Source organism: Mesorhizobium sp. P3_A8, from assembly GCF_056402995.1.
On the sequence record NZ_JBFUGI010000005.1, the window covers coordinates 379,382 to 392,170 of the forward strand.

The 12,789-nt window shown below is 63.9% G+C and carries 10 protein-coding genes; 1 reads left to right on the forward strand and 9 read right to left on the reverse strand.

The annotated features are described in order from the left end of the window. Nucleotides 1-68: 68 nt before the first annotated feature. The 7 genes from AC1DX4_RS14860 to murA form a co-directional block, all read right to left on the reverse strand. Nucleotides 69-1,817: an ABC transporter ATP-binding protein gene (locus AC1DX4_RS14860; RefSeq protein WP_477221016.1), complete on the reverse strand. Its 1,749-nt coding sequence runs from the start codon at nucleotides 1,815-1,817 to the stop codon at nucleotides 69-71. Beyond that, nucleotides 1,814-2,653, reverse strand: a complete 840-nt coding sequence (locus AC1DX4_RS14865; RefSeq protein ID WP_477221017.1) for an ABC transporter permease — start codon at nucleotides 2,651-2,653, stop codon at nucleotides 1,814-1,816. The genes AC1DX4_RS14860 and AC1DX4_RS14865 overlap by 4 nt, the downstream gene beginning before the upstream one ends. Beyond that, nucleotides 2,653-3,612, reverse strand: coding sequence for an ABC transporter permease (locus tag AC1DX4_RS14870; RefSeq protein ID WP_477221018.1), 960 nt, complete (start codon nucleotides 3,610-3,612; stop codon nucleotides 2,653-2,655). The genes AC1DX4_RS14865 and AC1DX4_RS14870 overlap by 1 nt, the downstream gene beginning before the upstream one ends. Before the next feature lie 34 nt (nucleotides 3,613-3,646). Further along, nucleotides 3,647-5,161 (reverse strand): ABC transporter substrate-binding protein, encoded by a 1,515-nt coding sequence (locus tag AC1DX4_RS14875; RefSeq protein ID WP_477221019.1) that lies wholly within the window; start codon nucleotides 5,159-5,161, stop codon nucleotides 3,647-3,649. A gap of 98 nt (nucleotides 5,162-5,259) precedes the next feature. Then, nucleotides 5,260-6,183: an N-acetylmuramic acid 6-phosphate etherase gene (gene murQ / locus AC1DX4_RS14880; RefSeq protein ID WP_477221020.1), complete on the reverse strand. Its 924-nt coding sequence runs from the start codon at nucleotides 6,181-6,183 to the stop codon at nucleotides 5,260-5,262. Between the two features lie 141 nt (nucleotides 6,184-6,324). Next, nucleotides 6,325-7,224, reverse strand: a complete 900-nt coding sequence (locus tag AC1DX4_RS14885; protein WP_477221021.1) for a glucosamine kinase nucleotide-binding domain-containing protein — start codon at nucleotides 7,222-7,224, stop codon at nucleotides 6,325-6,327. Further along, nucleotides 7,221-8,477 carry a UDP-N-acetylglucosamine 1-carboxyvinyltransferase gene (gene murA, locus AC1DX4_RS14890; protein ID WP_477221022.1) on the reverse strand — a complete coding sequence of 419 codons (1,257 nt, stop codon included), beginning with the start codon at nucleotides 8,475-8,477 and terminating at the stop codon, nucleotides 7,221-7,223. Before murA ends, AC1DX4_RS14885 begins: the two co-directional genes overlap by 4 nt. A 172-nt stretch (nucleotides 8,478-8,649) precedes the next feature. Here murA and AC1DX4_RS14895 point away from each other — a divergent pair, with 172 nt between their 5' ends. After that, on the forward strand, nucleotides 8,650-9,510 hold the full coding sequence (locus tag AC1DX4_RS14895) for a MurR/RpiR family transcriptional regulator (RefSeq protein WP_477221023.1): 861 nt from the start codon (nucleotides 8,650-8,652) through the stop codon (nucleotides 9,508-9,510). Nucleotides 9,511-9,513: 3 nt separating this feature from the next. Here the strand turns inward: AC1DX4_RS14895 and AC1DX4_RS14900 are convergent, their stop codons facing one another. Then, the gene (locus AC1DX4_RS14900) at nucleotides 9,514-11,703 is read right to left on the reverse strand and encodes a TonB-dependent siderophore receptor (protein ID WP_477221024.1); all 2,190 of its coding nucleotides are present in this window, start codon (nucleotides 11,701-11,703) and stop codon (nucleotides 9,514-9,516) included. A gap of 136 nt (nucleotides 11,704-11,839) precedes the next feature. Beyond that, a complete protein-coding gene (locus AC1DX4_RS14905; protein ID WP_477221025.1) occupies nucleotides 11,840-12,724 on the reverse strand; it encodes a helix-turn-helix domain-containing protein in 885 nt (294 codons plus the stop codon). Nucleotides 12,725-12,789 lie beyond the last annotated feature (65 nt).

The window sequence follows — 12,789 nt, forward strand, 5'->3', positions numbered from 1 at the left end:
GGGAGATGCCCGGCAGGGCAGAGGGGGGTGCTGTCCCGCCAACCTCGCATATCCCCGCGCGCCACCCATCACGCCTCAACCCTCGCTCGATGATCAGGCCCAAACTGCTCCCAGCGCGCCGGCGCCGGCTCAAACCCCTGCGGGCGCACCAGCGAGGGCACTTGCCATGTGTCGATCTCGAAATGCTCACGCCGCCGGTCGATAGTCGGAACGGCGGCGATCAGCTTCTTCGTATAGGAATGCTGCGGCTTCGACAGCACAGAAGCCGCGTCGCCGATCTCGACGATCTGGCCGGCATAGATGACGGCGATACGATGGGCGATGCGCTCGACCACCGCCATGTCATGCGAGATGAACAGATAGGCCAGCCCAAAGTCGCGCTGCAGATCGACCAGCAGCTCCAGCACCTTGGCCTGCACCGAGACGTCGAGCGCCGACACCGCCTCATCGAGCACGACCACGGACGGGTTGAGCATCAGCGCACGGGCAATGCACAGCCTTTGCCGCTGGCCGCCGGAGAATTCGTGGGGATAACGCTGCAAGCTATTCGCAGGCAGGCCGACACGTTCCAGCAGGCTCGCCATCCTGGCCCGCGTCTCGGCATCCACGCGGCCACCGGTGGCGATCACCGGTTCGGCCAGGATGCTTTCGATGCTGAGCCTTGGATTGAGCGAGGCATAGGGGTTCTGGAACACCATCTGCACGGGCTTGGCGCTTTGCTCGGTTGAGGCCTTTCGGGCGCCAACTGAGAAGCTGCCGCGCGTCGAGCGCACCAGTCCGAGCACCGCCTTCGCGGTGGTCGATTTGCCCGAACCGCTCTCGCCGACGATCGCCAGGGTCTCGCCTGGCATCAGGTCGAAGTCGACGCCGTCGACGGCATGCACCGCGCCGGTGGCGCGGCTGAAGAGATTGCTCTTGAGAGGAAACCGCACGACGAGGCCGTCGACCTTCAAGGCCGGCTCTGCTTGTGTGTCCTTGTCGCGCTGTCCGTCCGCGCGCGTCGCACGACCGTTGGCGAAATGCGGCACGTCCTGCAACAGATGCTGCGTGTAGGGATGCCGCGGCCTGTCGAGGATCTGATTCAGCTCGCCCTGTTCGACAGCCTGCCCGTTCTGCATCACCATCACCTTGTCGGCGATGCCGGCAACCAGGCCGATATCGTGGGTGATGAAGATGACAGACATGCCGGTCTCGCGCTTCAACTCGGCCAGCAGCGCCATGATCTGCGCCTGCACGGTGACGTCGAGCGCCGTCGTCGGCTCGTCGGCGATCAGCAGGCGCGGATTGCAGGCGAGCGCAATGGCGATCATCACCCTTTGCAGCATGCCGCCCGATAGCTGGTTGGGCGTGTATTTCAGCCGCCGCGCGGCATCAGGGATGCGCACCCGGTCGAGCGCATCCCTGGCCGCTGCAGTGGCTTGTCGGCCGGTCAGGCCGCGGTGCAGCCGAAACGATTCCTCGATCTGCGTGCCGATGGTCAGTACCGGATTGAGCGAGGTCATCGGCTCCTGGAAGATCATGCCGATCTCGGCGCCGCGAATGCCGGTCAGCTGCGGTTCGGTGGCAGTCATCAGGTCGAAGAGGCTGCCGTCGGCGCGCTTCAGTTTCATGGCGCCGCCGGTGATGCGGCCGCCGCCGAAATCGATGAGCCGGTTGATCGACAGCGCGGTGACGGATTTGCCCGAGCCGCTTTCACCGACGATGGCCAGTGTTTCGCCATCCGCCAGGTCGAAGCTGACGCCGCGCACCACTTCGTTGGCTTGAGGATTGCGGCCGAAGCCGACGCGAAGGTCGCTGACCGACAGAAGCGGGATCATGCCGGCGCTCTCCGCATCCTGGGGTCGAGGATATCGCGCAAGGCGTCACCCAGCAGGTTGAAGCCGAGGATGCTGATCATGATCGCCAGGCCCGGGAAGATCATCAGCCAGGGCGCGGTCTCCATCAGATTGCGGCTGTCGCTCAGCATCAGGCCGAGCGAGGCGGCAGGCGGCTGCGTACCGAGGCCGAGGAAGCTCAGGCCGGCTTCCGTCAGCAGCGCCCAAGCCAGCGCCAGTGTCACCTGCACGGTCAACGGCGCCACCAAATTGAGCAGCAAATGCCGCGTGACGATGTAAAACGAACTGCTGCCGAAGGTGCGCGCGGCGTCGACGAATTCGCGGGCCTTGAGCGAAAGGGCAGGGCCGCGCACCACGCGGGTGAAGATCGGTGTGTAGACGATGCCGATGGCAACGACGCTGGTCCATGTGCCAGGCCCGGCAACGGTGACGATAAGCAGCGCCAGCAGGATCGCCGGGAAGGCCAGCAGCACATCCATGATCCGCATCACCACCCCGTCCCAGCGGCGTCCAAGCCAGGCGGCGGCCAGCCCCAGCACGGTGCCGGCAAGGGTGGCGAAAGCCACCGAGAAGAAGGCCACCGTGAAGGATTGGCCGATGCCCGCCATCAGCCGGCTGGCAACGTCGCGGCCGAACAGGTCGGTGCCCATCCAGTAGGCGCCATTGGGCGCGTGCAGCCGGTCGACACGGAACTGCGTGATCGGGTTGTGTGGCGTCAGCCCGACCAGGCCGAGGATGGCGATCAGCAAATAGATGCCGACGATGACGCCGCCGATGCGGCCGCTGCCGTGGCTGAAGATGGCGCGCAGAATGCGCATCACTGTTCTCCCAGCCGGATGCGCGGATCGAGCGCGACATAGGCGAGGTCGACCAGGAGATTGACGATCATGAAGTTGAAGGCGATGAACAGCACGGCTCCCTGCACCAGCGCGTAGTCTCGCTGCAGGATGGCGTCGAGCACCATGCGTCCGAGACCGGGCAGGGCGTAGATCTGCTCGACGATGACGGCGCCGCCCAGGAGATAGCCGAACTCGATGCCGCTCAGCGTTACCACCGGGATCAGCGCGTTGGGCAAAGCATGGCGCCAGATGACGCTGCGCGCCGACGCACCCTTGCTGCGCGCGGTGCGCACATAATCATCGCTCAAAACGTCGAGCATGGCCGAACGCGATATGCGGGTGACCGACGCGGCGAAGGCGAAGCCGAGCGTGATGGCGGGCAGGATCAGCTGGCTGAGATTGCGCAAGGGATCCTGCCAGAGCGGCGCGAATTCGCCCATCGCCGGCAGCACGCCGAAACCGGCCGACAGCGTGTAGATGATCAGCAGGCCAAGCACGAAGCTCGGCGTCGACTGGCCGATCATGGCGGCGATGCGCACTCCCAGATCGGACAGTTTTTCATTGTGCGTGGCGGCGAAGATCCCGGCCGGCAGTCCGACCAGAAGTGCAATGATCATCGACAGGATTGCCAGCTCCAGCGTCAGCGGGAAGCGCTCGAGAATGACGTCGAGAACCGGCCTGCCATAAGTGACGGAAATGCCCAAATTGCCGTGCAGGATGCCACCGATCCAGCGCCAGTACTGGACGAACCAGGGTTGGTCGATGCCGAAATAGGCGGCGAGCGAGTCACGCTGCGCCGGCGTCAGCAGCCCGGCTTCGGTGCCCAGCATAGCCGTGATCGAATCGCCCGGCACCATCCGGATCGCCACGAAGACCAGGATGGACACGCCAAGCAGGACGAGAGGAAACGTCGCCAGTCGTCGCATCAGATAGTTCACGCGAAGAAGTCCTCTCGTCCAATGCCCGCTGTGGCTACTGCTGGATGGTAACCTTGCTCAGGCTGAACAGCGTGCCCGTCGGCGTCGGCACGAAGCCGGCGATGTTCTTCTGCTGGGCGGTGTAGCTGTAGGACGTGTAGAGCCAGATCCACGGCGATACCTCGGCGAGGTGCTTTTCGAACTCGGCGAAGATCGCCTTGCGCTTGGCCGGGTCGGTCTCGGCGCGGCCCTGCTGCATCTGGCTATCCAGCGTGTCGTCGATGTAGTTCGCCACCTTCTGCAGATTGCCCGCCTTGGTCCAGTAGCGGTTGTACATGGTGTAGGGGTCGGCACGGCCGCCATTGAGCGCGATCGCCATGTCGAAATCGCCCTTCAGCCAGGCGTCGACATAGACGTTGAGCTCCATCATCTTGATGTCGAGCTTGACGCCGATTTCGGCGAGTTGCGACTGGATCACCTGGGCTTCCGCTGCCGCCGTCGGCGGCTCGCCGGTGGCGCCGATCACGGTCGCCGAAAAGCCATCGGCAAAGCCGGCTTCCGCCATCAGCTTCTTGGCCTTTTCGACATCGCGCTTGTAGCAGAACAACTGGCTCGGATCGGTCGCCAGCGCCGGGATGGTCAGCGGTCCGGTGACCTTGCCTTCGCCAAGCGAGGCGGTGTCCAGCACCTCCTGCCGGTCGATGGCGCAGGAGATCGCCTGGCGCACCTTGAGCTCGGTCATCGGCTTGCGCGATGGATTGAGCTGCAGCACGTGGTAGGAGAGCACCGGCACGCGGTTCAGCTGCAGGCTGGCCTCTTTCGGCACCAGCGTGGCGACCAGCGGGTCGTTGAGCAGGGCGAAATCGATCTGCTTGGTGCGCATGGCGGCCAGGATCGCCGCTTCGTCGGGCAGCACGCTGATCTCGATGCCGTCGACACCGGTGGCACCGCCGGCCCAGTCCTTGTTGGCGCTCAAGACTTCCTTGGCGTTGGGGTCCCATTTGTCGAGCTTGAACGGGCCGGAACCAAGCGCCTTGGTGCCGATCGAGCCGGCCTTGATTTCAGCCGCCGGGACGATCGCCGCGTTGACGTCGCTCATCGCGGTCAGGATCGGCACGTCGGGCTGCGACAGGTGGAACACGACGGTTGCCGCATCGGGCGTGTCGATGCTGGCGATCGACAGGAAATTGGCACGGGCGGCAGCGCCCGTCTTCTCGTCGAGGATGCGCTCGAACGAGGCCTTGACGTCGGCCGAGGTGACGGCCGCGCCGTCCTGGAATTTCGCCTTGGGGTCGAGCTTGAAGGTCAGTTCCTTGCCGTCTTTCGAGAATTCCCAGGAGGTGGCGATGGCCGGGATGATCTGCAGGCTGGCATCGACCCGCACCAGCGGCTCGTAGATCAGTTCCAGCAGCCGCAGCGACGAAAACGCCGTCTGCTTGTGCGGGTCAAGCCCGGTGGCGTCCTGCGACCAGGCCATATGCAGCGTTGCCGCCTGCGTCGAAACCGTCGCGATACCGAGGATTGCTGCCAGCGTGATGCCCGACAGCAGCTTTCTTGTAAGATGGATCATTCCCGTCTCCCATTATGATTTGACTTGATGCCTTGCCGTTTCTGCCGACCGCTTCCAAGACACACATGCTTTGGAGTATCGGCCCAGTCTATGCGGCTTCACGCCGTCTTGTCGCTGATTGCCTTGCGCAGGAAGCCTCCGGCCTTGCCGAGGGCAGTTCGCGCCGCCTCGACATCAAGGCCGGTGATCGTCACCAGGATCGCCAGCTTCACATCATTGCCGGTCTGGGCGAGCGCCTGCTTGGCCTGCTGGGCCGTGCAGCCGGTGGTCTGCATGACGATCCTTGTCGCCCTCGCCACCAGCTTCGTGTTGGATGGGTTGAGGTCGACCATCAGATTCTGAAAACTCTTGCCGATGCGGATCATCGAGGCCGTGCTCAGCATGTTGAGCACCAGCTTCTGCGCGGTTCCCGATTTCAGCCGGGTCGAGCCGGTGAGCACTTCGGGGCCGACGACGGGCGAGATGGCGATGTCGGCGATGCCGGCAATGGTCGACGCCGGATTGCAGGACAGGGCGACCGTCGCCGCGCCGACCTGCCTGGCATAGTTCAACCCGCCGATGACATAGGGTGTGCGCCCGCTGACCGCGATGCCGACCACCACGTCGTCCGCTGTGAGCCCGATCTCCTGCAACGCCCGTGCGCCCATTTTCGGATCGTCTTCGGCGCCTTCCAGCGACCGCACCAGGGCATCGGGACCACCGGCGATCAGGCCGACGACCATGCCTTCAGGCACGCCGAAAGTGGGCGGACATTCCGAAGCATCGAGAACCCCAAGCCGCCCACTGGTGCCAGCGCCCATATAGATCAGCCGCGCGCCTTTCTGGAAGGCAAGCACGATGCGGTCGACGGCGGTAGCAATGTCCGGCAGCACCTTTTCGACAGCCGCCGGAACAAGCCTGTCCTCGTCATTGATCTTGCGCAGCACATCGATGGTCGGCAGCAGGTCGATGTCGACAGTCCTCGGGTTGCGGCCTTCGGAAACCAGCCGACCCAGCTCGGACATCAATCCTTGTTCGGTCATTCCAGTGCTTTCAAAATCATGCTGCCCGGCATAGCTCAACGGGCACCAGTGCAAACGGACCTTGGGTCCGTTATCGCGGGTTTTCTTTTGTTAACTTTTTAGAATTGGATATTCACATCGTCAACAAGAATTTGGAATATTTTATTCCTTCTCTCGCGAAGGCTGCCGTGCGCAGAGCGACCTTTTGGCAAGGATGATCGCGCCGGACACGGCGTCGCCGTCGGCGGGCTTCAGACGGCGCCGCACATCGGGCGAAAGCCAGGGTTCAAGCGGGCTGGCGAGGCCGCCCAGCAAGGTGACGCGCGGCGCGCCTTTTTCGAACAGCACCCGCACCAGCGTGTCGATCTGCTCGGCGGCACTCTGCACGATGCGCCGTCCGGCCGGATCGCCCTGGTCGGCATGGCGCATCACCATTGGCGCCAGCGCCGCGTAGTCGGTGGCGCTGGCGCGGTCCATCCAGGCAACCGCTTCCATCGGGTCGCCTTCGAAGCGCTGCATCACTTCCGCCAGCAGCGCCGTCCGCTCGTGCCGGCCGTCATGGCCGCGCAGCGCCAGCTGTACCGCCTTCAGGCCAAGATCGGCGCCGCTGCCTTCGTCGGAGATCGGAAAGCCGTAGCCGCCGACGCGCAGATCGCGGCCCTCGACGAAGCCGAGGCCGATCGAACCGGTGCCGGCAATGACGATGGCGCCGTCCTGACCGGAATGAGCGCCGAGGCAGGCGCCGACGCCGTCGCTGACGAAGTCGATGCTGGCAAAGGGATGCGCGATCGTCCGCAACGCCTCCAGCGCGCCCTTGCGGCCGATGCCGGCAAGGCCGATGCCGGCGCGAATCCCAGCGATCTCGGCTGGCCCGAACCCCGTCTCCTCGAGCGCCGCGCCAAAGGCTTTGGCAATGGAAGCCCAGGCCGCGTCGATGCCGAGCCGCGTCGTTGCCGGGCCGGACAGGCCTTGCCCCAGTACGGTTCCCGCCGCATCCTCGATGCGGGCCCGGCAGCCGGTGCCGCCACCGTCGACGCCGAGAAAATAGTCCACGCCGCTCATGCGCTCAGCCGCTCGATGTCGGCGCCGCAAAGGCGCAGCTTGCGGTCCAACTGCTCATAGCCGCGATCGAGGTGATAGACGCGGTTGATGATGGTCTCGCCCTGGCTGACCAGCGCCGCCAGCACCAGCGACACCGAGGCGCGCAAATCGGTCGCCATCACCTGTGCGCCATGCAGTTTTTCACCACCCCGCACCAGCGCCGTGGTGCCTTGCAACTTGATGTTGGCGCCGAGCCGCATCAACTCCGGCACATGCATGAAGCGGTTTTCGAAGATGGTTTCGCGCAGCAGCGATGCGCCCTCGGCGCAACACATCAGCGCCATGAACTGCGCCTGCAGGTCGGTCGGAAAACCCGGATAGGGTTCGGTCGTCAGGTCCACTGCCTTGAGCGGCCGCTCGCGCGACACGATCAGCCCGCGATCGCCGGGCCAGACGCTGACGCCGGTGGCCTCAAGCAATTGCACCACCGATGCCATGTGCTCGAGTCGGGCGTGGGTCAGTTCGAGCTGGCCGCCGGTGATCGCCGCGGCAATGGCATAGGTGCCGGCCTCGATGCGATCCGGGATGATGTCGTGCCGTGCCGCATGCCAGCCGGTGTCGCCGGCGATCAGGATGCGATGCGTGCCGGCGCCCTCGATGCGCGCGCCCATGGCGCTGAGGCAAGCGGCGAGATCGGCCACTTCCGGCTCGCGCGCCGCGTTGAGGATTTCGGTTTCGCCCTTGGCCGTGGTCGCCGCCATCATCGCGGTTTCCGTTGCTCCGACCGATGGTGAGCTCAAGACGATGCGCGTGCCGGTGAGTCCATTGGGCGCTGAGGCGACGATCGAGCCGTTCTCGATCGCAATCCTTGCACCCAGTGCCGCGAGTGCCGCGACATGCATGTCGACCGGCCGCGCACCGATCGCGCAGCCGCCCGGCAGTGAAACCCGGGCATGGCCGAACCGGGCGAGCAGCGGCGCCAGCACCAGCACTGTCGCGCGCATCTTGCGCACCGTGTCGTAGGACGTCTCCTTGGAAACAGCGGCGCTGGTATCGATCGTCGCGGCATGCGCCGACCGCGTCACCTCGGCGCCGTGAAGACGCACCACGCCAAGCATGTTTTCGACGTCGGTGACGGCGGGCAGGTTGGTCAGTTCGAGCTGGTAGGGGCTGAGCAGGGCGGCGGCGATCTGCGGCAGCGCAGCGTTCTTGGCGCCGGAAATGGTGACCGCGCCTTCCAGTCTTCGTCCGCCGACGATCCGCAATCTGTCCATGGTTGAACCCTTGTATGGCGAAACGGGTGGTGGCGCGGTTTCGCTCGGAAGACCTGCCTCGAATCCTGGGCTTTCGCCGGTCCAATCGAGAATTAATTCTGCGTTCTTGGCTGTCAATCGAAATTGGAATAATTTATTCCTCTGACGAGCACCGAAGCGCTGTAGAGGGTTCATGTCCGTCCTGAAGACGATCAATGCGAAGCTCGACGGCATGGCGGCCGGCGATCGTGAGATCGGCCAGTACATCGTCGACAATCCCGACCGGATGCTGCGGCTGTCGACGGCAGCGCTTGCGGCCGAGATCGGCCGCAGCCAGTCGAGTGTCGTCAAGTTCAGCCAAAAACTCGGTTATGCCAGCTATCAGGAGCTCAAGCTCGCCGTCAGCGAGGCCAAGGCGCAGGACTGGCAGGTGCCGGCCGGCGTCATCCATGGTTCGATCGAGGTCGGCGACACCTACCCGGTCATCCTGAAGAAGCTGATCGGCAGCAAGCTGCTGTCGATGCAGCAGACCGTCGCCACCAACAGCGAGCGCATCATCTCCCGGACGCTGGAACTGCTGGATGGCGCGCGCCGCATCCATCTGGTCGGCGTCGGCGCCTCCTCGCTGGTGGCGCGTGATTTCTCCTACAAGCTGACGAAGCTCGGCCGCAACGTGCTGCACGACAGCGACAGCCACATCCAGATGGCCAATGCCGCGACGCTGGGGCCGGGCGACGTGCTGTTCGCGCTGTCCTATTCCGGCGCCAGCATCGAAACCTTGCGCATCGCCGAGCTTGCCCGCAAGCGCGGCACGACGGTGATCGCCGTCACCGGCCTGCACGACAATCCGCTGAGCCGTGTCGCCGACATCCGCCTCTACACCATCGCCGACGAGGAGCGCGCGCGCTCCTCCTCCATCACCGCGCGCGACGCACAGCTGACGCTGACCGATCTGTTGTTCATCCTTCTGGTGCAGAGGCAGCCGGACGCCAACGACTATGTCCACAACAGCGAGGCGGCGGTCTCCGTGCTGAAGGCCGAGCGCTCTTCGTAAGCGCTACCAAGTCGTGTGCACCTTCAGCTTGAACGAACGGCCTTCGCCGTAGGAGCAGGTCAGCGTCGTCTGGCAGCTGGCGACATAGGTCTTGTTGAACAGATTGGTGACGTTGAGGTCGACGCCCCAGTTCTCCTTCTCGTAGCCGAGTTTCAGGTCGGCCAGTGTCACGGCCGGCACCTTCGCCGTGTTTGCATTGTCGGCCCATGACGAGCCGATATAGCGCAGACCGCCGCCAATCGAGATACCGTCATACCAGTCACCACGGAATGTGTAGTCGGCGGAGGCCGAGGCCATCACTTCCGGGACGATAAAGGGCGTCTTGCCGATGAGCGCCGAGTTGGCGTCCTTGGTGATGTCGATATCGTAAGCGGTGAAGGCGCCCGTCACCCGGAAATCATCGGTAATGTTTACCTTGCCTTCCAGTTCGACGCCGCGCGAGCGCATTTCGCCGGTCTGCATCTGCGTGAACAAGGTGACATTCGACGGCACGTTCTGACGCGTCAGGTCAAACAGCGACAAGGTGAACAGGCCATCGACAAAGGTCGGCACATACTTCACGCCGACTTCATATTGCGTACCCTCTTCGGGCTTGAACAGATTGCCCGTCGCGTCGGTGCCGATGATCGGATTGAAGAAGGTTGCGATGCTGGCATAGGGGGTTACGCCGTTGGCGAACTCATAGGCGAGGCCGGCACGGCCGGAGAAATCGCCTACCGTGCTGCTCTGCGTGCTGGAGCTCGCCGAGTAGAAGGTCGGACGATTATCGGCGTCGAGCCAGCCACGGTCGTAGCGGCCATTCAGCGTCACCAGCCAGCCATCGCCAAAACGCAGCTGATCCTGCGCATAGAAGCCAAGCTGCTTCTGCGTCAGGTTCTGGTTGAGGTAGCTGACGCGCGGCGTCAGCGGCGATCCGTATACCGGATGGAAGGCATCAATGGGATTGTCGTAGTTGGGATCGTAGAGGCCAGAGGACTGTACCTGATCGATGTTGTAGTACTTGAAATCCAGACCGGCGAGGATCGTGTGCTCAATTGGACCGGTCGTCACCTTGCCTTCGATCTGGTTGTCGAGAAGGAAGGTCTTTGCCGTGGTGTCGTGGTCAAAATTTATTCGCGCCAGGTCGGTCGGCCCGCCGGTGAGCGACCAGCCGTTCGGATAGACACTGACCTCATTGATATCGGCGGCGGTGAAGCGGGCGTTGGAACGCACGGTCCAGTCATTGTCGAAATCGTGTTCGAACTCATAACCGATCGAGCCCTGTTCACGCTTGTAGAGATCGATGCTCGGTTCGGTGAAATTGGCATCGGGGTCGATGCGGCCGTAGTTCACCCCGCCGACGATCCGGTCCGTCACCGTGCCGTCATAAGGCAAGAAGCTGCCGCCATTGTGGTTCTCGTCGATGTGGCTGTAATTGGCCAGGATGGTCAGCGTGGTCGCTTCGTCCGGCTTCCAGCTGATGCTGGGCGAGATGAAGCCGCGCCAGCCATTCTGGAAGTCGCTGTAAGTGTCGCCGCCGGCGACCTTGCCGTTGATGCGGTAGCTGACCGTGCCGTTGTTGGCCACGTCGCCAATGTCGAAGCCGAGATAGACATTGCCGGCATCGTTGACGCCGGTTTCGACATAGCGCTTGCGTTCGAAGTCCGGCCGCTTGCTCACATAGTTGACCACACCGCCCGGATTGCTGCCGCCATAGAGCACGGAAGCCGGCCCCTTCAGCACTTCGATGCGTTCAAGGCCGAAGCTATCGACGTAAAAGCCGCCAAAGGCATAACTGAACAGTTGCAAGCCATCCATGTAGGTGCCGGTGGCCGTCGCATCGAAGCCGCGGATGTACAGCCAGTTGGTGTCGCTGTCCGGGCCGAACGGCTGGGCGAAGACGCCGGCCGTATAGCGCAAGGCCTCATCCACCTTCTGCGCGCCCTGGGCGTCGATTTCCTGCCTGCCGACCACCGAGACCGATTGCGGGATATCCTTGATATCGGTTGCCGTCTTCGAACCGGTCGTGGTCTTCTTGGCTACGACACCTCCGACCGGGCCGGTGGCGCTGCCGCCAGCCTCGCCCTCGACCACGACAGGTTCAAGCTGGGTGCTCGCAGGCACTGTCTGCGCGAAGGCGGCCATCGGCGGGATCATCGCGACAGCGGCGACGCCGCCCGCCAGAAGCGCCTTCATCCGGTAAAGTCTGCTCATCAGGAAAGTCCCCGCCTGTCGTCGTTGAGATACTTGATCGTTTACGTCAACTTATCTGCGGGTCATTGGACGGATTTGGGCGGCTTGTCCATTCTTGTCCAAACGGGGGACATCGCGGCTTCATGTTGCGGAAATGTCACGGGCTTTCGGTGCTCTTCATCCAGGCGCCGGGCGTCACGCCGACCACCGCCTTGAACACGCGCGTCAAATGCGCCTGGTCGAAGAAGCCGGTCGCCTCGGCAATGTCGGCAAGCGAGGCGGCGTCATGCGCCATCATCGCCTTGGCCCTGTCGATGCGCGCCTGCATCTGCCAGCGGTGGGGCGGTATGCCCGTCGCCGCCTTGAAGCCATGGCTCATCGCGGTTTCGGACAGGCCGGTCAGCGTGGCGAGATCGGCAAGCCGGATCCGGTCCAGGCAGTGCGCGTCTATATAGTCGGTGACCAGGCGCAGCTTGCGGCGCGACAGCGGCGACCGGCGCCTGGCGGTACTGGGCTGGTCGATCTGGAACAGGCTGGCGAACAGGGCGTTGAGCAGGCCCTCGCCATAGAGATCGTGCAGAGGCAGGTCGCTGTCGCATTCGGCGGCGATCAGGCCGGCCAGCATGGCGATCCGGTCATCGCGAAACTGGAAGCGCGACATCTGCAAGGCTTCGCCGTCAAGGCTGCGGCCGAAGCGGCGCATCAGCGTCGCCACGTCGAAATGCAGGTCGAGATGCCGGATGCGGCGCAGCCCCTCGACCCGGCCGCGGATCGGCACGCCGGCCGGAATGTAGGCCATGGAGAGGGCCCTGTCGTGGCGGCACGGTTCGCCTTTGGCGCCTTCGACGAAGAAGGCGCCGTCGCCATCCACGTCGAGTGCGACAAACAGACGGGGATCGGGGGAGACATAGTAACCCTCGGCCCTGTCGCCGCACGAGACATCCCAGAGGTCGGCAACCACGCCGTCCCACAGGTGCCATTTCAGGTCGCCGATGACGGAAAAGCCCTCGATCCGGCTTTCCATGCGCGCAACGAAGGTCAAGTCCTGTCTGTCTCCTGACATAATACATGATAAAAACTATCATGTTTATGCCCGGTTGCCGACTG